The sequence below is a fragment of the Sporanaerobium hydrogeniformans genome (assembly GCF_002735925.1).
In the GTDB taxonomy this organism is placed as follows: domain Bacteria; phylum Bacillota; class Clostridia; order Lachnospirales; family Cellulosilyticaceae; genus Sporanaerobium; species Sporanaerobium hydrogeniformans.
Genome location: NZ_PEDL01000007.1, coordinates 72,032 through 96,145, shown reverse-complemented (window position 1 = coordinate 96,145; position 24,114 = coordinate 72,032). Strand labels below are relative to the sequence as shown.

At 33.7% G+C, this 24,114-nt stretch carries 22 protein-coding genes; 17 read left to right on the top strand and 5 right to left on the bottom strand.

The genetic code is table 11. From position 1 onward, the window contains the following. Nucleotides 1–14: 14 nt before the first annotated feature. Both CS063_RS08685 and CS063_RS08680 read left to right on the top strand, forming a co-directional pair. Complete coding sequence (locus CS063_RS08685) at nucleotides 15–440, top strand: acetolactate synthase (protein WP_099449308.1); 426 nt, start codon at nucleotides 15–17, stop codon at nucleotides 438–440. Nucleotides 441–604: 164 nt separating this feature from the next. Beyond that, nucleotides 605–1,042, top strand: coding sequence for a GNAT family N-acetyltransferase (locus tag CS063_RS08680; protein WP_099449307.1), 438 nt, complete (start codon nucleotides 605–607; stop codon nucleotides 1,040–1,042). A 108-nt stretch (nucleotides 1,043–1,150) separates the two neighbouring features. On the opposite strand, the gene CS063_RS08675 is transcribed toward CS063_RS08680, so the two are convergent. Beyond that, a complete protein-coding gene (locus CS063_RS08675; protein ID WP_099449306.1) occupies nucleotides 1,151–2,113 on the bottom strand; it encodes a methyl-accepting chemotaxis protein in 963 nt (320 codons plus the stop codon). A gap of 277 nt (nucleotides 2,114–2,390) precedes the next feature. Here CS063_RS08675 and CS063_RS08670 point away from each other — a divergent pair, with 277 nt between their 5' ends. Then, nucleotides 2,391–2,633 carry a hypothetical protein gene (locus tag CS063_RS08670; protein WP_099449305.1) on the top strand — a complete coding sequence of 81 codons (243 nt, stop codon included), beginning with the start codon at nucleotides 2,391–2,393 and terminating at the stop codon, nucleotides 2,631–2,633. A gap of 75 nt (nucleotides 2,634–2,708) precedes the next feature. On the opposite strand, the gene CS063_RS08665 is transcribed toward CS063_RS08670, so the two are convergent. After that, entirely contained in the window at nucleotides 2,709–3,668 is a 960-nt protein-coding gene (locus CS063_RS08665) for an oligoribonuclease (protein WP_099449304.1), read from the bottom strand. A gap of 179 nt (nucleotides 3,669–3,847) precedes the next feature. Between CS063_RS08665 and CS063_RS08660 the strand changes: the two genes are divergently transcribed. Continuing rightward, on the top strand, nucleotides 3,848–4,054 hold the full coding sequence (locus CS063_RS08660) for a hypothetical protein (protein WP_099449303.1): 207 nt from the start codon (nucleotides 3,848–3,850) through the stop codon (nucleotides 4,052–4,054). An 85-nt stretch (nucleotides 4,055–4,139) separates the two neighbouring features. Here the strand turns inward: CS063_RS08660 and CS063_RS18075 are convergent, their stop codons facing one another. From CS063_RS18075 to CS063_RS08650, 3 genes are all read right to left on the bottom strand, one after another. After that, a complete protein-coding gene (locus CS063_RS18075) occupies nucleotides 4,140–4,739 on the bottom strand; it encodes a BMP family lipoprotein (protein ID WP_334293219.1) in 600 nt (199 codons plus the stop codon). Between the two features lie 56 nt (nucleotides 4,740–4,795). Continuing rightward, nucleotides 4,796–5,200 (bottom strand): BMP family lipoprotein, encoded by a 405-nt coding sequence (locus CS063_RS18070; protein ID WP_330401000.1) that lies wholly within the window; start codon nucleotides 5,198–5,200, stop codon nucleotides 4,796–4,798. A gap of 98 nt (nucleotides 5,201–5,298) precedes the next feature. Then, complete coding sequence (locus CS063_RS08650; protein ID WP_099449302.1) at nucleotides 5,299–6,195, bottom strand: AraC family transcriptional regulator; 897 nt, start codon at nucleotides 6,193–6,195, stop codon at nucleotides 5,299–5,301. Nucleotides 6,196–6,541: 346 nt separating this feature from the next. On the opposite strand from CS063_RS08650, the gene CS063_RS08645 reads away from it, so the two are divergent. From CS063_RS08645 to CS063_RS08585, 13 genes are all read left to right on the top strand, one after another. Then, complete coding sequence (locus tag CS063_RS08645) at nucleotides 6,542–7,780, top strand: uroporphyrinogen decarboxylase family protein (protein ID WP_099449301.1); 1,239 nt, start codon at nucleotides 6,542–6,544, stop codon at nucleotides 7,778–7,780. A 10-nt stretch (nucleotides 7,781–7,790) separates the two neighbouring features. Further along, nucleotides 7,791–8,114 carry an L-rhamnose mutarotase gene (locus CS063_RS08640; protein ID WP_099449300.1) on the top strand — a complete coding sequence of 108 codons (324 nt, stop codon included), beginning with the start codon at nucleotides 7,791–7,793 and terminating at the stop codon, nucleotides 8,112–8,114. A gap of 19 nt (nucleotides 8,115–8,133) precedes the next feature. Next, nucleotides 8,134–9,144 (top strand): ABC transporter permease, encoded by a 1,011-nt coding sequence (locus CS063_RS08635; RefSeq protein WP_308415469.1) that lies wholly within the window; start codon nucleotides 8,134–8,136, stop codon nucleotides 9,142–9,144. A gap of 24 nt (nucleotides 9,145–9,168) precedes the next feature. Further along, nucleotides 9,169–10,260 (top strand): sugar ABC transporter substrate-binding protein, encoded by a 1,092-nt coding sequence (locus CS063_RS08630; RefSeq protein WP_099449298.1) that lies wholly within the window; start codon nucleotides 9,169–9,171, stop codon nucleotides 10,258–10,260. Nucleotides 10,261–10,295: 35 nt separating this feature from the next. Further along, complete coding sequence (locus tag CS063_RS08625; protein WP_099449297.1) at nucleotides 10,296–11,795, top strand: sugar ABC transporter ATP-binding protein; 1,500 nt, start codon at nucleotides 10,296–10,298, stop codon at nucleotides 11,793–11,795. Between the two features lie 244 nt (nucleotides 11,796–12,039). Next, nucleotides 12,040–13,836, top strand: coding sequence for a cache domain-containing sensor histidine kinase (locus CS063_RS08620; protein WP_099449296.1), 1,797 nt, complete (start codon nucleotides 12,040–12,042; stop codon nucleotides 13,834–13,836). A 28-nt stretch (nucleotides 13,837–13,864) separates the two neighbouring features. Continuing rightward, nucleotides 13,865–15,490, top strand: coding sequence for a response regulator (locus tag CS063_RS08615; protein WP_099449295.1), 1,626 nt, complete (start codon nucleotides 13,865–13,867; stop codon nucleotides 15,488–15,490). A 97-nt stretch (nucleotides 15,491–15,587) separates the two neighbouring features. Continuing rightward, complete coding sequence (locus tag CS063_RS08610) at nucleotides 15,588–16,937, top strand: ABC transporter substrate-binding protein (RefSeq protein WP_099449294.1); 1,350 nt, start codon at nucleotides 15,588–15,590, stop codon at nucleotides 16,935–16,937. A 112-nt stretch (nucleotides 16,938–17,049) separates the two neighbouring features. After that, nucleotides 17,050–17,934 (top strand): carbohydrate ABC transporter permease, encoded by an 885-nt coding sequence (locus CS063_RS08605; RefSeq protein WP_099449293.1) that lies wholly within the window; start codon nucleotides 17,050–17,052, stop codon nucleotides 17,932–17,934. 22 nt (nucleotides 17,935–17,956) lie between these two features. Beyond that, complete coding sequence (locus tag CS063_RS08600; protein ID WP_099449292.1) at nucleotides 17,957–18,784, top strand: carbohydrate ABC transporter permease; 828 nt, start codon at nucleotides 17,957–17,959, stop codon at nucleotides 18,782–18,784. A gap of 51 nt (nucleotides 18,785–18,835) precedes the next feature. Further along, nucleotides 18,836–20,989, top strand: coding sequence for a glycoside hydrolase family 36 protein (locus CS063_RS08595; RefSeq protein ID WP_099449291.1), 2,154 nt, complete (start codon nucleotides 18,836–18,838; stop codon nucleotides 20,987–20,989). Between the two features lie 267 nt (nucleotides 20,990–21,256). Further along, a complete protein-coding gene (locus CS063_RS08590; RefSeq protein WP_099449290.1) occupies nucleotides 21,257–22,786 on the top strand; it encodes an alkaline phosphatase in 1,530 nt (509 codons plus the stop codon). 126 nt (nucleotides 22,787–22,912) lie between these two features. Beyond that, nucleotides 22,913–24,049, top strand: a complete 1,137-nt coding sequence (locus tag CS063_RS08585; RefSeq protein WP_099449289.1) for a YibE/F family protein — start codon at nucleotides 22,913–22,915, stop codon at nucleotides 24,047–24,049. The last annotated feature ends 65 nt before the right edge of the window (nucleotides 24,050–24,114 follow it).

Below are 24,114 nucleotides of genomic sequence, written 5' to 3'. Positions count from 1 at the left end.
GAGGAGGATCAGATATGATTATTGAACAACTTTCCGTATTTATTGAGAATAAATCAGGAAGACTCTATGAGGTTATGGCTATCTTAGGAGATGCGAATATTAATGTATCTGCTTTATCTATTGCGGATACATCTGATTACGGTATTGTCAGGCTTATTTTAAGTGATCCAGGAGAAGGTCTTAAGCTTTTAAAGGAGCATGATTTTTCTGTTCAAAAAACACCTGTTATTTGTTGTAAGGTGCCTAATACACCAGGTGGACTTAAAAAATTATTAACTTATTTAACAGAAGATAATATTAGTATTGAGTACATGTATGCCTTTTCAGTAGGAGATGATGCATCGATTATCCTTCGTACAGAAGATTGTCAAAAGGCTATTGAGAGTCTATCTCACCATAAAATGGAATTAATGAGTGCGAGTCAAATTTATCAAATTTAAAAAGTTCTCCTTGTTATGAGTTGTCAAGCTATAAAGACGATTTATAATAAGGAGATTTTTTTGAAAGAATAATGACTTTAAAAAGAAAATGTTTATAAAAGTTACATACTAAAAGAACTATGCTAAAATAAAGTAAACTGAATTCCCATGAAAGGACATCCTGGATGATTATTGAAAAAATTACTAAAAAAGAACTGACTGATTTACAAGAACTTTATAGAGGACTCTGTGACGACGAAAAAAGCCTTAAGGAGATGGAAGAAGTTTTTGAAGGTATTTGTCAAAATAAAGATTACTATTTATTAGGGGCTAAAGTAGAGGGGAGGGTGGTTGGTACCCTTATGGGAATAGTAGGGTTTGATTTAGCAGGTAAATATAAACACTTTATGACGATTGAAAATGTTATTGTAGATGAGAGCTATCGTGGGAGAGGGATTTGCAAAAAACTTTTTCATGCTATAGAAGGAATTGCATTGGAAAGAGGATGTAGATATATCTATCTTGTTTCAGGTGAAACGAGGCAGATTGCACATCAGATGTACAAAAGGCTAGGTTATGACTGCGACCATGTAGTAGGTTTTAGGAAATATTTAAGAGATTAAAACATGAAAAAAGTTTAGCTTCCTAGAAGCAAGTATGCCTTAGAAAAGGTTTGGGAGTGGCTATTTAAAACCACAGACCAAACTTTTTGGGCATAAAAGGGTATATTTTTATTTTAAGGAAATAAGAGTTTTAACCTGTTCAATGAAGTTAATAATGTCACTAAAGATAGCAGATTTATTTTTAACAGAAGTATTAAATTCATGAATTTTATCATTAACTTGAGTGGTAGAGCGAAGGATGTTAGAAACTTCACTTGTTATAGAAGAAAGTTCAGAGTTAGTGGTGGTGATTTCTTTATTAATAGTTGTTGTTTTGTCTTTTACTGAATTAGAAACAGCATAAACTTCACGCACAGCTTCTTGTGTACGCTCAGCATAAACAAGGCTTTTATCAATAGATTCTTTAGAACCAGAAAGGGATTCACTAAGATTAGCAACACCTTCATTGAGTGTAGTCATTTGTGTTTCGATACCACCAACTAATTCTTTGGTGGAGGTAGAGAGCTTCCTAATTTCCTCAGCTACAACAGCAAATCCTTTACCAGCTTCGCCAGCTCTAGCTGCTTCGATAGAAGCATTAAGTGCTAAGAGATTAGTCTGATTAGCGATATTAGAAATACCATCTGACATTTGACGAATATTATTAAAAGAGCTTTGAAGCTGTTCAAAAGAAGCAGATACACTTTGAATATTTTGTTCTAATTGCTTAATCTTATTTTTGAGCTTGTCCATGCGTACGTCAGAACGTGTGATAGAATCCATAGACTCATCCATGAGTTTATTAATATCAACAGAGAGTTTGGAAAGGTTAGCGAAGTTAGAGGAGAAGGTAGTAATTGTACCACCTATATTTTGGATATTTCCTACAACATGATTAAAAGAAGATTCGATATTACCTAGGGTAGAATCCATAGCAGATTCATCTTTCATTAAACTGTCAACTCTTTTAGCTACATAGGAGACACTAGAGTCAAGTGCACTTAGATGATTATCTAAAGCATTTGTTGTTTCTTGTACAGCTGCTATCTCTTGTATAGCTTCTGTTCTTTTTGAACCTAAAAACCTAAACATAATATTTCCCCCTTAAAATTATTCGAATATTGCAAGTGCTATGTTTAAATTACTAATGATTAAACTGTTTTTTGTTTGAGTAGCAAAGCCGGTTAAGTAGTGGTCATTTTCAAAAAAAGTATTGGGTGCTATACACTTTATTAAGTGGTAAGTTATTTATAACTGAATAAGATTATTATATCAAAAAAAATAAAAAATTTATATAATAAAAATTATTGTATTTGAGTATATTATATAAAAATATAAAATATTTTTTAAATTATAAGGGGGAAAGAAAATGCAGAGAGTTTATTTTTGCAAAGAATGTAAGAGAGTATTTATGAAAGAAGATAAGTGTGGATGTGAGATAGAAAATGGGGTAAAAGAGATTAAATTAGGCACACCTGTTAATATAATAGGCACTAAGCTTAAAGGGAAAGTGCGACGGATTAAGGGGGACAAACTAGAACTTCTTATTACAAGTAGTCCTAATAGATATCTAAAAGAATTTAGAATGGACGAAGTAAGAAAAATTTTATAGGGTTATATATAGATTTTCATTAATACATAAAAATGCAAGGGAGGTGAGCTAAGGCACAAGCCCTTGCATTTTTTGTTACTGTTTAAAAATAGCTTCTACAACAAGTTGGCGAATAGTATCTGTAACAGGTAGACCTGCTGCTTTGGCATGACCACCACCACCGAAGACCTTAGCTACTTCTTCTCCTAAATGAATAGTATCTTTATTAGTTCGGCAAGAAACACCGCCATTTATATTAATCATGGCAATAAAGTCTAACTCGGGGTGAAGTTCAGCAAGTTTATTACCTAATTCACTTTGAAAACGATCTGCAAAGACGATACCAGCCTCATAGGAGAGAATTCTTTGAATGGTTAAGTCTTCATTTCTGGCTTCAATATATTTATCAATTTCATTTTGACGCATTTCTAAGATGAGCTTATGGGTAGCATCATAATCAAAAGTTCCTTGCCCTTTAGAAAGACGTTCTAGCCAGTAAGCCATAAAGCGTTCTTTGCCTAGGAGATAATATAAATCATTAAGCTGCTTAGCTTCTAAATCTTCTAGTCTAGTCCAATCCCATGTGTCATAGCGACGAATTTTTTCTACAAATTCTATAATAAGGGGTTTGTTTAAAAGAGCAAGAGCTTGTGGCTCTTGCCACTTGAGATAGTCGTAAAAGAGGCTTGTACCGCAGCAAAGAGTGTCATCCTCAGTTTGAAGCTGAACCTTTGCCCATGAAGTAGCATTTAAAAAGGTAGCAGTCGTATGGTGGTCAAGAAGTTGAAAGTGATTTTGGATAGAAGCTGAAATTTCATTTCGAGGTGAGACCAAGGTGCTAATTTTTGTGGCAACCTCTTCATTCATAGAAATATCAGTAATGTAACATCGAGTAAAATTCTCAAAATTTTTCTCTTCTATATATTCGGTAAGCTTGTCATTAATAAAATCATAACCACAGGTTTCGAACGCCACTTCTTCTTGTCCATAAACAAGACAAGCTAAAAGTGCACAGCCTATACCATCTAGGTCATTATGAGTAAATAATTTTATCATAAAGATGAATCTCCTTTAAATGCATTTATAGTCATGTAAAAAAATAAGAATGTGTTATTATATCTTAGTTTTTAAAGAGAAGCAAGAAATTTTTATCAACATCTTATTTTCAAATGAGTCTTATATAGTGTAAGATAATAAGGAACAATTATGCATGTTTAAAAAATGGAGGGAAGAGTATGAGATTTAAAGACATGAAGCTATGGCCCAAAATAAAGATCTTTTTAATTATTATTGTAAGCTTTATTGCATATATAGGCCTTTTTCATAGAGAAATTATAGATGTGATGCTTAGTGGAGAGCAAGTGTATCAATATCAGCCAGGTATGAGCTTAGATGGTACAGGTGTTTATCCAAATACTATAGAGCCTTCAGAAAATAAGTAAAATCCCAATGACTAGTGGAGAATAACCTAGTCATTGGGATTTTTTATTTTAAGTAAGGCTCTCATATATGAGAAAAACACCTCTTCTATTCAGCTGATACGGTGATTTCTCCACTCTGAAGTTTTTGATAAACTTCATTTACTTTTTCAAGAGTGGTATTACTTAGGTTAGGATTATTAGGAGGGAGTCCTACACCTTCATTGTGCACATCAAAGGTGAGGGTTTGACCACCTGGGAAATTGTGGTCAAGCTCAGCCTTAATCATATCATAGGCAGCATTATCAATTTTTTTGACAGCAGAAGTAAGAATGACAGATTGATTATCTGCATAAAGACCATCAGCATATTGATCCACATCTACACCTACAATCCAGACGGAGCTTCCAGCTTGTGCACGACTTTTAGCTTCTGTAATGGCACCTAAACCCACATCGCCAGCAGCACAGAAAATAGTTTGTACACCTTTATCATACATTTGAGCAGCAATTTGTTGACCTGCTGCAACATTTTCAAAAGAACCTTGATAAATACTATTAGTAGGGTCTAAGTTAACAGAGGTTCCAAGTGTTTTATTAGCATATTGAAGACCTTGCATGAAGCCAGTTTGAAAACGCACAACGGAAGGGATCTTCATTCCACCTAAAAAACCTACTTCACCAGTTTTTTGTTCAAGAGCTGTAGCCACACCTGCTAAAAAGCCTGCTTCATGTTCTGCGAAGAAGATGGATACTGTGTTATCTGCTACATAAGTCGTTTTACCGTCAGAGGGGCCCCATCTAAGAGAATAAACTTACATTCAGGATATTTAGTTTGGGCAGCATAGATAGCTGATTCGAATTTAAAACCTGGAGTGATAATAAGGTTAAAGCCGGCATCTTTTAAATTGCCAATTTCTTTAAGGTATTCAGCTTCTGTTGTTCCGTTAGGTTTGAGATACATCGTTTGAACGCCTAACTCATTCTTTGCACGTTCAATACCTTCCCAAGTACCTTGATTAAAGGACTTATCTTCAATGGTTCCCGAGTTGGTTACCATTCCTACTTTTAAGGTGTTAGTAGTAGGAGTTGTTTGGTTACTACATCCCACCAGGTTTGCAGTAGTAGCAAGTAGAAAAAGAGTTGTTTTAAAAAGTTTTTTAATTTTCATAGGTTACCTCATATTGTTGAATTTAAAACGAAAAAATTCAATTGTCTAGGTATTAGTGTAACCTAAAAGAAAAAATATATTACGTTTATACAGGTTTACTAGAGCCGCCTACCAAAACCATTATTAGAAGTACCTATTTTTTGAAGTTGGCTAGGTGTAAAACCTGTAACTTTTTTAAAAACTTTATTAAAGTGACTGATATCAGGCATACCAACTAGGTTAGCTGTATCTGCAATAGAGAAATGGTTAAGAAGATAGTGACAGGCAAGTTTAATTTTATGTTCATTTATATATTCAATGATAGAGGTATTAAGATTTTTTCTAAACACATACTGGAGTGAACGTATGGAGATAGAACAGTGTTTAGCGATATCTTCAATATAAATTTTCTTATGAAGATTGGAATCAATATAATCTTGCGCTTTTTCCAAGGTAGTAAAGGGAATATTAGAGGATAAAGACTGAGTTCTACTTGTAGTAAGATATTGGAAACTTTCCATAAGTAGCGTTTTAGTAATTTGTAAAAGTCCGTAATCAAATTTAGAACAGTAAAGACTATAGTTATTAATAAAATCTAGGTATGTAAAAATCTTAGAACTTTTGGAGTGAATACATTGATGCTGTTTAAGAAACTGCTCTAGAATACTATCTTCTAGAGAAGAGATAGGGACAGAGTTATCTGGGCACTTGATATCGATAAAAACATAAAGCAAAAATAATTCGTCGTAGTTCGTGCAAGTAATAGCATGATAAGCATAGGGGTCTGTCAATATGATATCTTGAGCAGCAATAGGATAATCGACATCATTATAAGTAAAGATACCTTTACCCTTAAGGATGAAGCAAAGCTCATAGCAACTATGAGAATGTATGTTGTTTGATAACTGATCAAGATTAAAAGTGCAGTAATCTACAATTTTACAGATGACACTGTATTTGCCGAGTTTAAACTCAAACTTCTGATTAATAATCAGTTTGGAATAGGTATTAAACATAGGAACCTCCTTTTTGTGATTGCGTAAAAAGACAAATAGTAATCGTAATAGACCATGATGAGAAAAATGAATATAATTATAAAAATAAAAGTGTTTTTTACAAATGCCACAAAAAATATAAAATACATATAAAAAAGTTATTAAAAAAATAGAATAAATTTAAAAGCATTTAAAAAAGAGTTGTGTATCATTAATATGATTTTAGTGTAATTAAATAAAAATTACAACATAAATATGCGCGAAACAACAACTAGTTTGCGTAATCTGCGTATTATCCTCATGTGGACTAAGCTATGATAAGAGTATCAAGGACTTGGTAACACTATCTAAATAAGGAGAGGAAATTATGACTAGTAGAGAGATCGTAATGGCAAGCGTTAATCATAAGCAACCTACTCGTATACCTGTAGATTTAGGTGCTACCCCTAGTTCAGGTATTTCGGCTATAGCTTATACCAACTTAACTAAGTATTTAAACATGAAGGATTCAAAGACCTATATATATGATGTTGTACAACAGGTTGCGCAGCCTGAGCAAGCTATTTTGGATAGGTTTGGAATAGATGTTATTGATGTAGGAAGAGCTTTTAATGCAGCCCCTGAAGATTGGGCACCTACTACTTTGGCAACAGGAGATACAGCTTATTACCCTAAATGGTTTAAACCAGAATTACAACCTAATGGCGCTTATGTGGCTAGGGATGAGTTTGGAGAGATTATTGCAAAAATGCCTCAAGGTGCTACCTTCTTCGATCAAACAATTTTCCCCTATCTTGATGAATATCCAGAAAGCTATAAAGATATTGGAGTTGCTATGAATAAAGTATTATGGCAAAAATTAGCACATAGTCCATGGGATCATGCTGATGAACTTGACTTTTGGCAGCAATTAAGGCAAAAATGCATTCATCTTAGGAACACCACAGATAAGGCACTCATGATTGTATGTGGATGTAATTTATTTGAATGGGGAACTTTTTTAAGAAGAATGGATAATTTCCTAATGGATATTTATTCAGAGCCAGAAGAAGTAGAGAGACTTGTAGATGCACTTTTAGAAGGGCACCTAGCAACACTTGCAAAGGTATGTGAGGCAGTTGGGGATATAGTAGATATTATAAGATTTGGAGATGATTTAGGAATGGATAGCGGTCCCTTTATGTCTCCACAGCAATATAGGACTATTTTTAAGCCACGTCACAAGATGCTTTGTGACTATGTACATAAGCACAGTCAGATGAAAACCTTTTTACATTCTTGTGGCTCTATTTATAAGCTTATGCCAGATTTAATTGATGCAGGCTATGACATCATTAATCCAGTGCAAACCTGTGTTGTAGATATGCAACCAGAACGACTTAAAAAAGAATTTGGTAAAGATATTACCTTTTGGGGAGGTGGGGTAGATACACGCAACATTCTTAATAGAGGAACTATGCAACAAGTTAAAGATGAAGTAAGAAGAAATATAGAGATTTTATTACCAGGTGGAGGCTTTGTTTTTAATACTGTTCATAATATCATGCCAGATGTACCGCCAGAAAACATTGTAGCCATGTTTGAAGCAATAGATGAGTACAGATAGGAGAGAGCATATGAAAAGATATGGTTCAGTCATTAAAGTAGTACCTAATAAGCTGGAAGAATATAAAAGACTTCATGCAGCTGTTTGGCCAGAAGTATTAGATAGGATTTATAAGTGTAATATTCGCAATTATTCTATTTACTATCGTGATGGCTATTTGTTTAGTTACTATGAATACATTGGAGAAGACTACCAAGAAGATATGGAAAAGATGGCAAAGGACCCTAAAACACAGGAATGGTGGAAATACACGGATCCATGCCAGCAAAAAATAGAAAGTGCTACCAAAGATGAATGGTGGGCAAGCATGGAAGAGGTTTTCCATGTTGATTAAAGAAAGGGAGGAACAACAAGTGAAAGAGAAAAATACTATAAAAAGCCTATTTGCTAGAAGTGAAATAACGGTTATCTTAGCGACAACCACACTTTTTATTATATTTTCTTTGTTTTCAGATAGTTTTTTATCAGGTTATAACTTATTTAATATTTCTCGAACAGCAGCTATCTATATCTTTATTGCACTAGGGCAAGCTATGGTAGTAATTGTAGGGGGTATGAACTTATCGTTAGGGCAAATAGGAGGCTTAACAGTTGTTATTTCAGGGTACTGCATGCATGTTATGGGTCTCCCACCTCTAGTGGCTATTGTAGCAGGACTTATTGTGGGGTGTTTATCAGGATTTATCAATGGCTTTGTAATGACGAAGTTAAAGTTAAATTCTTTTGTTGTAACGTTAGCTACTTCATTTATCTTTACAGGCCTTATTAATGGTATTTCAAAAGGATATCCTTATACTGAGATTCCTAAAAGCTTTACATTTTTAGGAAGAGAAGGGTTTTTAGGTATCCCCTTATTACTTTGGTTTGCACTTATTACACTTATTATCGTAGGGTACATATTTAAGTACACTGTAACAGGACGTCGTGTTTTAGCAACTGGAGGAAATATAGAAGCTGCTAAAATGTCAGGAATTAATACCAACAACACCGTTGTATTAGCCAATATTGCATCAGGTTTCTTTGCAGCTGTGGCTGGACTGCTTTGGATTTCAAGAACAGGTTCTGCTCAGCCTTCAACAGGTGGTGACTGGATGGTAATCTCTTTTGCGGTAGCAGTTATTGGAGGAACAGCCTTAAAAGGTGGGGTGATTAATGTTATAGGCATTTTATTTAGTTCATTCCTCATTGTCATGGTTAAAAATGGACTTGTTATGGTAGATGCTAATATTTACTTCGAGCAAGCTTACTTAGGAGCAATTTTATTACTTGCCGTATCACTTGATAGTATTAACAATATTATGAAAGCATACAAAGCCAGAAAGGATCTTAAGCTGGCACAGCAGAAGGTAACGCAAAGTATATAAAAATAACTTAAGGAGGATTTGAATATGAAAAAGATATGGGGATTATTTTTAACTGGAGTAATGGTGTTAGGAACTTTAACAGGATGTGGAGGGCAAGTAGGTCAATCAAGTACAGATGCAGGTAAAGATTCAGAAGTGACACAAAAGGAAGAAACATCTAAAAAAGAAGGAGCTCAAAAAGATTCTAAGAGTCAAATTGTATGGTATGCACCAGCACCTCATCCTTATTTTGATGAAGTAAAGCAAGGGGTAGAACAGTTTTCTAAGGATCAAGGAATAGAGGTAAAAATGCAAATTGGTCCAGACTGGACACAGGCCAGTGAAAATGAAAAGGTAGAAGCTTTAGCTGCTCAAGGCATGACAGGGTTATCTATTTATCCATGTGATGCTAGTGGTGCCAATGGTTTATATGAGGAACTTACAGATAGAGGGATTCATGTAATTAATTTTGGTACAGATACAGGTAAACCAACTACAGCATCTTTTGCAGTAGCTACAGATGTGAAGCAGGCAGCTTATAATGCAACAGAGGCAGTTATTAATATGATGGGTGGAAAAGGTAATATCCTTAATGTACTTGAAGTATTAGAAGATCCTAATACAACTCTTAGAAAACAAGGAGTAGAAGAATGTGTAGCAAAGTATCCTGATGTAAACATTATCCAAGAAGTAGCAGGTATTAAAACAGCTGAGGAAGGTGTAAGTAAGATCGAAAGTGCTCTTTCTGCTAATGTAGGCAAGATTGATGGAATTGTATGCACGGGATTTAATACAACAGTTGCTGTTGTTCAAACCTTAAGTGATTACTATGAAAAGCAAGGTATGGATAAAAGAATTTATACAATCGGTATAGATACAGATCCTACCGTTATAAAGGCTATTGAAGAGGGCGTTTTAGATGCAACAATTGCTCAGAATCCAAAAGGCCATGGCTATATTTCTTGTATGGTACTTAAGCTATTAGATGAAGGCTATAAAGTTAAAGAAGGCCAATACTTTATTGATGCAGGATGTGTTGTTGTAGGTAAAGATAATCTTACAACCTATACAGCAGATATAGATAATGTCACACAAGGTATTTTAAGTTCACTTACAGAAATGTATCTTGAAAAATAAGTGAATGCTAAAGGAAATGGAGGGAGCCGCACAAGATGCTAGAAATTAAAAATATTACTAAAGTATTTCCTGGCGTAAAGGCACTAGACAATGTGAGCCTAACCTTTAAGCGAGGAGAGATACATGCTTTAATGGGGGAAAATGGAGCAGGCAAATCCACCTTGATGAAAATTATAACAGGGATTTACCAAGCAGAATTAGGTGAAATTCTATTGGATGGTAAGGTGCTTAAGAATAAGAGCTTTCAAGATGCGGTTAACCATAGTATCAATATGGTTAGTCAGGAGATTCAGGTTATCCCACAGGCAACTATTGCAGAGAATATCGTGCTAGATCGTATTGGACAATTTAAAAAGAAAGGGATAGTAGACTGGAAGGCTGTGAATGAGGTTGCTGCTAAATACTTAAAAATGGTAGGCTTAGATATTTCACCTACTGAGAAAATAGGGGATTTAACAGCTGCACAAAAGCAACTTATACAGATTGCAAAAACACTTTCATCTAACGCATCCTATATTTTAATGGATGAACCTACTTCTTCGCTTACCAAATTTGAAGCAGATAATCTGATTAAGATTGTTAAACAGCTGAAAGAGCAAAATGTATGTGTCATATTTGTTTCACATAAAATTGAAGAAGTAATTGAGCTATGTGATAAGGTTTCTGTTTTGAGAGATGGCAAGTATGTAGGCACAAAGGATTGCAAAGAACTTTCACGTAATGATATTGTTAAGATGATGATAGGTAGAGATGAGGCAGATAAATACCTAGGACGACTAAATATAGAAGATAAAATAGTTTTGGAAGTTAAGGGACTCAGTAAATATGGGCAATTTAACAACATCAATTTTAATCTTAAAAAAGGTGAGATATTGGGATTCTATGGTTTAGTAGGTTCAGGTCGAACAGAGCTTGCCAAGCTCCTCATGGGAGTAGATTCCTTTGATGAGGGAAAAGTGTTTATTCATGGTAAAGAAGCTAAGATTACCTCTATATCAGATAGTCTTTACCGCTATGGGCTAGGTTATATTACTGAAAATAGGAAGGAAGAAGGACTTATCTTAGATGATAGTGTTTTAAATAACTTTTCTATTAGTATATGGCATAAGCTTAGGAATAAGTTTGGTAAGATTAATCTTAAAGAAGAAAATACTATTGCTACAAGTATGATTGATAAAATGAAAGTCAAAACTCCTACTCCTAAAACAAGTGTAGGCAGCTTATCAGGAGGTAATCAGCAAAAGGTAAGTATAGGTAAATGGCTTACTGCAGGATGTGATATTTTAATTATCGATGAACCAACAGTAGGTGTTGATGTAGGCGCTAAAGAATACATTCATGAATTAATATGGAAGCTAGCTAAGGAGGAAGGAAAGTCTATTATTTTAATTTCCTCAGATATGCCAGAACTCATTACTCTTTCAAGACGTATTCTTGTTTTTAAAGAATTTAAAATTACGGGGGAAGTAGTAGGCCTCAATGAAAAGAAATATGGTTATCAAGAAGTGAGTGATAGGATAGGAGCCTATATGTAATATAGGAATAAATAGCTAACAACTGTTACAAGTTAATGAAAATATAAGTTTAAATATCCGCTCTTAAATGTTTGTACTAATCTAAAACAGATTAACAAACATTTAAGAGCGGATATTTTTTATTTAAAAAACCTACAATGGATGTTTTTATAAATTAAATGATTGTGTAAAATATTTATGTAATTTATACTATTTAGTAATAATAAGTGAGTTGCTTATTGTAGCATTATTCGGAGGTTGTAATATGGTCTTTATCAAAAAAATTAAAAACTTTTCTTTAAAAAATAAGATATTTGTTTCAAATACTTTAATTATTACAGTAGCGTTGTTGTTTTTTGCTATATTTGCTAATCAGGTTTTTTCAGAAGAACTTATGGAACGTACTAAAAGAAGTTCCATAAGAGAAATTGATCTTATTAATATTAATTTAGATACAATGATTAATAGTATAGAAGATTACTCTCGAGTGATTGCCTCCGAATATAGACTGCAAAAAGAACTTGTAGAAATAAAACATACAAGTGAAGCAGATAAGATACTACTCAAAAATTTAAGAATAAAAACAGCCATGTCTGAGATTGTAAGTAATATTATATCACCTAATACACAAATTGCAGGTATAGCAGTGTTTGAAGATAAAAAAGTAATTTATTCAGGTCATAGTATTGATGAAAAGAGTGTGAATAAAATCATTCATAATGACTATCTTGAAACAGTATATCAAATACAGCGTCCTACTTGGACGGGACTTGCACCCCTTGAATTCATTGACCATAGAAAAAAAGATGTGTTTTCAGTTTCAAAGCTTATAAGGGATAGAAATACAGGAGAGGCATTAGGGGTGGTCACACTATTTGTAGATGAAGTCAATATTTCTAATATTTATACAAAAAATATAGCCAATGCGCAAGGTAGCTATTATATTGTGGATGAAAATAATAAAGTGATTTCTTCGTATAATAAAGCTGATTTATATAAAGATATTGGACAGGTTCTTAAAATAAAAAATAGCGTCTATAAGCAGCTCCAGGACAAGGGAAATTTATTACTCACTGATAAAAAGATTCCTGTTTTATATTCTATGAAAGCGTATGGAAAGTTTGGCTGGAAGGTGATTAGCGTTTCAGTACTTGAAGAAATAGTAAGTGAAAAGAATAAGATTAGAAGCATTATTATTTGGATACTTATTTTATGTGTCATTATTGTATTTATAACCTCCTATATTATTTCACATACAGTAACTAAACCTATTTATTTATTACTGGGTACTATGGAAAAAATAAAGGATGGTAATATAAAAGTAAGAGCATGTGGAGAACTTAATGGGGAAGTAGGCGTATTAGCCAATGGATTTAATATGTTGATGAATCAGTTGGAACAATCGATGGAACAGATTTATAAAGAGCAGAAACTTAAGCGTGAAAATGAATTTAAGCTACTTCAATCTCAGATTAAACCTCATTTTTTATATAATACGATGGAAACAATCTCTTCCTTTATCAAACTGGATATGAAGGAATATGCACTGACAACGATTCAGTATCTCTCTAACTTTTATAAAATATCACTAAGTCGTGGAAATGAGATGATTACTGTAGAGGAAGAAGTTAAAATTATCGAAAGCTATTTAAGTATACAACGGCTAAGATATGCGGAATATATGGATTATACTCTTGATTTTGATAACACGATATTTAAATATACTATACCAAAGCTTACTATTCAGCCTTTAGTTGAAAATGCTATTTATCACGGTCTTAAACAAAGCCAAAGCAAAGGAATAATTTTAGTAAAAGGCTATATAAAAGAGGGTTCTATTATTATAGAGGTGTTAGATACAGGGGTAGGACTGTCTAAAGAAAGATTAGACGAGATTTCAAGGTTTGGGTTATTAAGAGAATCGGATTCAAGGTCATTTGGACTTAGAAGTATAGATGAAAGATTAAAGCTACTATACGGAAGTCATTCAGGTATAAGCATTAAAAGTGTACAAGGGGAATATACCCTAGTTACGGTTAGTATACCATTAGATAGTAAATGATTATTTACTAGAGAAAGGGGCTTTTACAATGAAAGTATTAATTATTGATGACGAATACTATTTTAGAGAGGCACTAAAAGTCTCGTTTCCTTGGGAAGAATGTGACCTTATCGTTTGTGGTGAAGCTAAAAATGGGATAGAAGGATTAGAGCGTGTTAGAACATTAAATCCAGATATTATCCTTGCAGATATCAATATGCCGTTAATGGATGGGTTAGAGTTTGTTCAGAGGGTAAAAGAGATCAATCATAACATTAAAATCATTATTATTTCAGGCTATAGTGAATTCGAATATGCGAAGCAAGCTTTAACTCTTGGTGTACATAATTATATCTTAAAACCCGTATCTAACGAAGAACTATATAATGCACTGCAGGATACCATCAAACTTATTCATAAAGAAAGAAAAATAAAAGTTGAAATGCATGAGCTTAAAAAAAGTGTAAGCAAAAATTTACCTGTATTAAAAGGCCAATTTCTCAATGAATTAATAAAAGGAAATGATTTTTTAAGTAATAAAGTTATTTTAGATAAAATTAAAAATCTAGGAGTCAACTTATTATTAGGCATCTATATAGTAGCTGTGCTAGAAATTGATAGTGAAGACTATTCAGACTGGAGTTATCATGAAAAACACCTTTGGAACTATGGGGTTATAAACATAGTAGAGGAACTACTAGGAAATGATTTTGTCTATGAAACCTGTATAGATAGTGGAGATAGGATTTGTATTCTATTAAGTTTTGAAGCAGTAGAAGATTTCAAAGCAGAAAAATTAAATCGAACGTTTGAAAATATTTTAGATGCAGTAAAAACATATTTGCAATTTACCATCACAATTGGAGTAGGCAACTATTGTAAAGAAGTAAAAGATATTGCAATATCCTATAATGAAGCGCTATATGCTTTAAGGAACAAATTGATATTGGGGAAAAATTTAATTATACACCATCAATCCGTTTCAGAAATAGGTTTTATAGGTCACTTTTTTCAGGCTGAACATCGTATGCAGCTTTTAGCCAATATGAGGCTGGGAAGCTTAGAAGATGTTAAACAAATTATTGAGTATTTATTTGAGGAAGTTAAAGAAAAAAACATTGAGCCGGAATTATTGCTTGTTATAGCCGTTGAGATGGTTACTCCTTGTTTGGAATTTGTTGCAGAAAACAACATGAAGTTTGATTTAGTATCCCATACGTACTTTAAAAATCTGTTTGAGAATATAAAATCTAAAAAGACAATTGAAGATATAAAGAAATATATCATTGAAATTTATTCAACTATTATTGAGTACGTTAATCAGAATAAAAGTGCCAAATCATCAAAAACTGTAGAAGCTGTAGTTAATTATATTGCTGAAAACTATAGTAATTGTGACCTTACCATTGATTTGATTTCTAAAGCAGTTTATATGAATTATACCTATTTATGTTTTTTATTTAAAAAACAGATGGATATGACACTTAACGAATATATTACCAAGTATCGAATGAACAAAGCTATTGAACTTATGGAACGAGGGAATGTTGGTGTGACAGAAGTAGCCTATGCTATAGGCTTTTCAAATGTTAATTATTTTGGAAAGTGCTTTAAGAAAGAATTTGGTATGACACCGAGTCGGTATATTACGAGTAAAACAAGTAATAACAAATAATTTTACTTATGATACCAACAAAATTATCTTCTATAAATTCTAAATTATCCTATAATTAAGACGAGTAATGAATTAAGAAAAATTAGGGGGTATTATAATGAAAATGAAAAAGCAATTAAGTATGTTTTTTACAGTAGCACTCGCAATGAGTATGATAGGCTGTGGTGGACAAAAAGCTGAAACAAATACTAAACAGGCAGCTCCTACTGAAACAAGTAAGACAGAAACACCTAAGCCTGCTTCAGAAGAAAAAGTAAAATTAAGATTGATGTCCCTTAGTACAGATGAAAATCAAATTAAAATACTAGAAAATTACATTAAGAAAAATCTCGCAGCAGAACTTCCGAATGTAGAGATAGAATTTGAGCCAGGTGGTGGCGGAGAGGATTACTCCAATAAACTAAAAACATATAATGCTTCAGGAGACTTGCCAGATGTATGGTACAGTGAAGCAGGTTTTGCAACAGCAGTTATTAGTGCTGGAAATCAGCTTGACTATACTCAGTATATTACAGATGATAGCTTTATTAAAAACTTTGCAATTCCTGAGGCACTAAAGTTTTCAGATGGTAAGATATATGCCTTATCAGCAGGTGCAGATACTTATTTTACTCCAAGAATTTTCTATCACAAAGATATTTTTGAACAAAACGGTGTTGCTATTCCAAAAACCTTTGATGAATTTATGGCAGCTTGTAAAACATTAAAAGAAAAAGGCATTGTACCAATGTCTATTATGGGTAAAGGTGGATGGGCACCACAACTTTATATGGTTCAAACAATGATTCAAAGTGAAGATCCTCAAGTAGCCTTAGACTTATTACAAAACAAAACAGACTTTACCAATCCAGTGGTATTAAAGGCAGTTAAAAAGATTGAAACAATGGCAAAAGAAGGTGTTTTCCCAGAGGGAGTAGCCAATCTTGACTATGGCCCATCATTAGAATTATTTACCTCTAAGAAAACAGCTATGTTTGGTGGATTTTCTTGGGAAACAGCTAACTTATCAGCTGATCCAAATATTGGGATGTTTATGTGGCCTACATCTAATACGCAATATGCAACTGAAGATGTTACACAATTCTGGGGTTCACCCTTAAATGGTTATGCTGTTAATTCAAACAGTAAAAATGTAGAAATGGCTGTTAAGCTTGCTGAATATTGTGTATCTCAAGAAGCATTATTCTATGCAGAACAAGGTTCAAAGCTTAATTTACAAACCAATGTAAAAGTTGGAGAGCAAAGTGAACTTATGAAAGAAAATATTAGACTATACGAGAATACTAAGCTTAAAATTCCAACTATATTCTTAAATGCTATGGATGCTAAAACAGGTACGGAGTTTGGAACAATAGGTGGTAATTTATTAACAGGTGCTTATACAGCAGAGCAATATGTAGAGGATTTCAACAGTATTTGGCAAGAAAACACATGGTTTAAAAAATAAATAGTATTTTGCATTTTCAATATCCCTGTATAAGTGTAAATACTCACCTTATATGGGGATATCTGATTTATACTGTTGATCATTTAATATGACAGAAAGTTGGTGTTACACTATGGAAAAACATTATAGAAACAAGCTTTCAATCTTTATTTTTGCATTTCCAGGTCTACTTTTATTTACGATATTTACTGTTTACCCTATATTACCTCAGATCCTCATCAGTTTTCAAAAGCATGATGGATTTAACAGTTCAGGATGGGTAGGCTTTGATAATTATATTAAAGTACTACGTTCAGCATCTTTTTGGAGGGCTAATGGGAATACACTTATTATCGTACTGATTTCATTATTAGTTGCACTTCCTTTATCCCTGTTATTGGCCCTTGCGATAGATGTTCAAACACCTAAGACAAGAAATTTCTTTAAATTTTCTTCTGTATTTCCAGCAGTTTTATCTGTAACCGTTATTTCTCAAATGTGGGTTGCAATGTATGAACCTCAATGGGGACTTATTAATAGCTTTTTGAGATCTATAGGTCTTGAAGGGTGGGCACATCAATGGTTAACCGATAAAAGTACAGTGGTCATTTGTATTACGATTGCATTTTTATGGCAGTATATAGGGCTTAATGCCTTATTGTTTTATACGGGAATTAAATCGATTCCCAAACAATATTATGAGGCTGCTATGATTGATGGAGCCAATTTTTTTAAGGCAAGTTTTTTTATAACTATTCCATTACTAACAGATGTGATTAAATACGTTTTAATTTTATCTGTATTAGGTTCAATGAGCTTATTTGCTCATGTACGTGTAATGACTTCTGGTGGACCTGGGGATAGTTCAAGAACAGTTATTTATCAAATGTATTATACTGCTTTTTCGACCTCAGAATTTGGAGTAGGAAGTGCTATTGCTGTTTTATTTATTATAGAATGCTTATTTGTTACTGTTCTTATCAATAAGTTTACTGCTAAAGAAAGAATAGAATTTTAACTTATATAAGGGGGTTGATAATATGAGACATAAAATAGGAGATTATCTGATAAAGATAATTTTATTTATACTTGGTTGTAGCTTTTTATTCCCATTATTTTGGATGCTTAACTTATCCTTTAAATCTAAAAGTGAAGTCTATAATAATCCTTTTGGACTGCCACAGGAATGGGTTTTTACCAACTATGGGGAAGCACTTAAGACCTTTGATTTTTTAAAATATCTCAATAATAGTTTTATCTATACCTTGAGCACTGCACTTATTACCATTTTTTTAGGTAGTATGCTGGCATATTGCGTAAGTCGGATGGAATGGCGATTTGCAGACTATGCCATTGTCTATTTAACCATGGGGCTTATTATCCCTGCACAAGTAGTGGTTATCCCCTTATATATGATAGTAAATACTTTTGGACTAAAGGGGTCCAGGATGTCTCTTATCCTTCCTTATGCTTCTTTTGCACTCTCTTCTTGTGTACTGATGCTAAATGCTTTTTTTAGAGGGCTACCCAAAGAACTAGAGGAGGCAGCCAGCATTGATGGATGTAACGTGTATCAATGTTTTTTCCAAATTATATTACCTATAGTTAAACCCGCTTTAGCCACTCAGTTTGTCCTTATCTTTATGAACACATGGAATGAATTCTTTTTAGCTTTTATCCTTGCAGGAAAAGAAAACTTACGCCCATTACCCGTTGGACTACTAAGCTTTTTTACCAGTATTGGTGTTTCCCACTGGGGATTAATAGGGGCAGCTATGATTATGACCAGTATTCCAACTGTTATTGTCTATTGTTTTGGAAACAAACAAATAGAAAATTCACTGACAGCAGGAGCCGTCTTAAAATAATAGCAAACCTATACATGTATGTAGAAAAGTATAGATAAGGAGCTTAAAACGATGAATATAACTACTAAAAGTTATTGGTTTAATGGAATAACAGTTCAATATTTATTAGATGAGGAAACCGATCAAATAGCGATGGTTTTATTGCCTGATGCGAAAGAGTCATGTTATGAGCAAAGAAGACAGTGGCTTCAAATACCTGAACTTGTCAAAACAGGGATGGATGCAAGGGCTTGGGAGGTAGGAAGTTTATGTCACTTAGCACTTCGTCACCACAATCAAGGTAATGGGGCAGGCAATACCTTAAAGCATGGGCAATCTACAAAGTTTCTAAAGTTTTATTCGCAGCAGCTTATAGAGGAAAATGGAAAATCACAGGTTATCACTCATCTTAAGGCAGAGGAAGGATATGAGGTTATTCATACCTTATCTCACTATGAAAATGAAAAGGGTTTTGAAGTTGAGACTGAATTTTTGAATCATAGCACTAGAAGTGTAACGTTAGATATGCTAACAAGTTTTTCTTTAGATAATATAAGCCCCTATCACACAGCAGATGCGCCTAATGCGCTAGCCCTACATAGATACAGAGGAGGATGGAGTTTAGAGGGTAAACACTGCGTAGATGATATAGAAGACCTTAATTTAGAGCGTTCTTGGCTTTGTGCTTTTCCTGAAAGTGAAAGATATGGATGTATAGGGTCTCACCCTGTTAAACGTTTTTTCTCATTTGGTGCAGTAGAAGATAAAGAAAATCAAACTTTTTGGGGGGCACAGTTAGCCAGTAACTCTTCTTGGCAGATGGAGCTTTCTAGAGAAAATGATTGTTATTCTTTTTCGGGAGGAATAGCTGACTGTGAATTTGGAAGTTGGTGGAAGACTATAAAGCCTGGGGAGCGCTTTAAAGCACCTAAGGCTTTTATTAGCACAGCAAAAGGAACACTAGATGACTTATGTTATAATCTAACTGAAATGCATCATAAATATGTAGATCAGCAGCCAGCTTCAGAACAAAGTTTACCGATTTTGTTTAATGATTGGTGTACTACTTGGGGAAATCCAACTCACGATAAAATGCTAGCTATAGCTAAAAGAATGCAAGGAAGTGCTGTTAAGTACATCACCATAGATGCAGGCTGGACAGATGTACTGGAGAACTCCTTTGGGCAAGGAGGAAATGGCGATTGGGAATACTCAAAAAAGAAATTCCCACAAGGTATTCTGGCTACCTCTAGGGAAGTTAAAGAGTTAGGATTTAAGCTTGGCATTTGGTTTGAATTTGAGGTGACGACCAAAGGGGCAAAAGTATTTGAAAAAGCTTATGATAAGATGCATCTTAAAAGAAATAATGAGCTCATTGTAACGGGTGGTGATAGGAGCTTTTGGGACTTTAGAAATCCAGAAACGATTGCCTACTTAAAAAATAAAGTGATAGATTTTCTTAAAGCAAATGAGATGGCTTATCTAAAGGTGGATTATAATGGTTCTATAGGGATAGGCTGTGATGGAGCGGAAAGCTTAGGAGAAGGATTGCGGGAGCAAATGCAAGCGGTAAAAGGATTTTTTAGAATGCTGAGAGAAGAAATTCCAGATTTAGTGATTGAAAATTGTGCTTCAGGTGGTCATAGGCTTGAGCCCTCTATGATGGATCTAACGGCCATGAGTTCTTTTTCAGATGCGCATGAATGTGATGAGATCCCTTATATTGCTGCAAGTTTACACAACCTTATCTTGCCACGTCAAAGTCAAATATGGGCAGTTATTAATCCAGAATATACTAAGCAAACCTTCTATTATCGTTTGTCTTCTACTTTCCTAGGACGTTTTTGCCTCTCAGGAAATACAGAAGCTTTGAATGAAGAGCAGTGGCAGATTATAAAAGAAGCTATGACATTTTATGAAGCTTGTAAAGTGATTATCAAATATGGTAAAACAGTTATTTATGGAAATAGATCAAGAAATACCCGTCATCCAGAAGGCACACAAGCTGTATTACGTTTAGATAGAGAGCAAAAAAAGGGATTGTTGGTTTGTCATGGCTTTAAAGAAGCAATGCAGCAAAAGATAGAGATTAAGCTTCCAAGTGGAAATTGGGAGATAGAAAAAGCCTTTGGTGAAAAGTGTCCAGTTCACATCGTTGAAAATACTTTGATTATAGATCCTATACAAGATTTTAGTGGTTTCGCTTGTATTCTAAAAAATAATTAATTTTAGTTATGAGAAAAGCTGTACGACTAATGGAAATTTCTAGTTGTACAGCTTTTTTATTTTAATCTTTTTTGAGTACATTGTGGTATGAGTATGTGCTGAAAAGTAAATTCTATTTACAAAGAAATAAGATTATATAGAAAAGAGGATTAATATAGTCTTAACATAAATATAACTTTGGACTAATCTACAATTAACCTTGGAATTATAAAATACAAATAAATAAAGATATGAAATTTTAAAATTTAAAGATGAGGGAGAATAGAAATGAGACAAGTAAAAAAATTATTCACAGCTATAGCATGTATCGCCATTGCTTCAACAGGTCTTGCAGCTTTTAGCACAGTAACAAACGCCCAAACAAAGATCGTACAAACACAAAGTGTGAATCAAGCAACTTATAAAAAGCCTAAATATATCTTTACATTCATTGGAGATGGCATGTCCTACGTTCAACTTAATGCAGCACAAGTTTACCAGAGTGCAATGAAAAGTAGTAACATTGAACTTAGTAAATTAGCAATCACACAATTTCCAGTAGTAGGGTCAGCTACAACACAAGATTCTACTTCCTTTTGTCCAGATTCAGCATCAACAGCTACAGCTATTTCTAGTGGTATCAAAACACATAGTGGTGTCATTGGCCTAGGTATTGATAAAAAAACAGCACCAGAGAGTATCACAGAGAAACTTAAAGAAGAGGGGTATAAGATAGGGATTGTTTCATCAGTATCCATTGATCATGCAACACCAGCAGCCTTCTATGCACATGTTGCTAGCCGCAAAAGCATGTATGATATTGCACTTCAATTAGCAGAGAGTGATTTTGATTACTTTGCAGGTGGTGGTCTTGTGCAACCAACAGGTGCAAATGGTGATCAAAAAGATGCCTACGAAATTATCAAAGAAAAAGGTTATAACATTGTTAATACAAAAGAAGACATTCTATCTCTTAATAACAATTCAGGAAAGACGTATGCAATCAGTCCAGAATTACAAGATTCTAAGGCAATGTACTACGATTTAGATGCTCAAAACACATCTATAAGACTTAAAGATTTTGTGCAAAAAGGGATTGATGTATTAGACAATGAAGATGGTTTTTTCATGATGGTAGAAGGTGGGAAGATTGACTGGGCAGGTCATGCTAATGATGCTATGGCGAATATTCAAGATACTATTGCTTTAGATGAAGCGGTAAAAGTAGCAATGGAATTTGCTAAGAAACATCCAGAGGAAACACTTATTGTTGTAACAGGTGACCATGAAACAGGTGGTATGAGTATTGGTCAAGCAACAACAGGTTATGATACAGCATTTAATCTTCTTTCACATCAAAAAATGACTTATGTAGAATTTGATAATCTTATAAAGGATTATAAAAAAGAAGTAGCAGTAGGTAATAAAAAAGGGACGATTGAAGAAGTGTTTCCACTTATTCAAGAAAACTTTGGCCTAATAAGTCCTAACGATGCAGAAGTAGCAAAAAATTCAGCTCTAGTTCTGACTGATTACGAGTACAACAAACTGGTTAGTGCTTTTGAAGAAACAATGAAGGCTAAAGAAATACGTAGTACAGGTGTGGAAGTAGAAATTCTTTATGGTGGCTATGAACCACTTAGTATAACACTTACACATATCCTTAATAACAAAGCAGGTATTGGTTGGACCTCTTATGCACATACAGGTGTACCTGTTCCAGTATATACAATGGGTACAGGTGCAGAAATCTTTAATGGTTCTTATGACAATACAGATATCTTTAATAAGATGGTAGAGCTTTGTAAGCTTAACTAGTTATTACGTGATCTTTAGTACGTATTTCTATAAAAATAAACACATAGTAGCAAAAAGTGGATCCTAACTCCACTTTTTGTTGTATTAAAGTTGTATCAAAAAAGATAGGAGCAATTAGAAATTAATATGAAAAAAATTTTAATGGATAAGAATAGAGTATTTTCGCTAGTTTGCTTAACTTTAATTGTTGCTTTAATGCTTGTTCCTACGGGTTTCGAAAAACAAATGTATTTCAATGCAGAAGCAGTTAAAGCAGAAGTATTAAGTACGAATGAGAGTACTATTTATGAGACAGGGCTTATTAAACAAGGTGCTCAAACCTGCCAAATTAGGATTATGCAAGGTAGATATAAAGGTGTAGAGGTAGAAGCAACGAATCTTTTAACAGGAAAATTAGAATTTGATAAGCTTTTTCGTGTAGGAGATAAAGCATTTGTCCTTTTAGAGAAAGGTGAAGCTGAAGAAATTCTCTTTGCCAATATGATAGATTACTACCGTATTGATAAAGAAATTGTACTTGCGTTAGTGTTTGCAGTGGCCCTTATTGTGTTCTCAGGTTCCATAGGTGTAAGAACCATTATGTCTTTTATTTTTAGCTTATTATGTATATGGAAATTATTAATTCCTATGCTTCTTAAAGGATATCATCCTATGCTTATTAGTTTATTGATTGGTGTAACCATGGCAATGGTAACACTTATACTTGTTGCAGGTTTTACCAAAAAGGCTTATTGTGCCATACTGGGAGCTACCTGTGCCTCATTTATGACCTGTTTTATGGCGATTATCTTTGGAAACTGGTTTCAAATTCATGGTGCCGTTATGCCTTGGTCAGAGTCTATTCTCTATGCAGGGTACTCGGGTCTAAATCTTACTATGATTTATCAAGCAGCTATTTATTTATCTTGCTCAGGAGCTATAGTAGATTTAGCTATTGATATTTCAGCTGCAATTGATGAAATTGTGGATAAAAAACCTCATATTTCGTCTAAGGAGATACTGCTATCAGGTTTAAATATTGGCAAATCAGTAGTAGGGTCTCAAGCAACCACTTTACTTCTTGCTTATATGGGAAGCTTCATTGGTATTATGATGGTATATATGGCACAAGGAACACCCCTACTTCATATTTTAACTTCACAATCCATAGCTGCAGAAATTGTACATACCTTTGTAGGATGTATAGGGTTAGTTATTGTTTCACCATTAACAGCTCTTATTTGTAGTAGAATATACACGAGTGTTATTGAGAAAAATTTTTGATTAGTAAAAGTTAGTAACTTCCTATATAGACACTCTAGACTTAATAAAGTATAATTATATGTGCA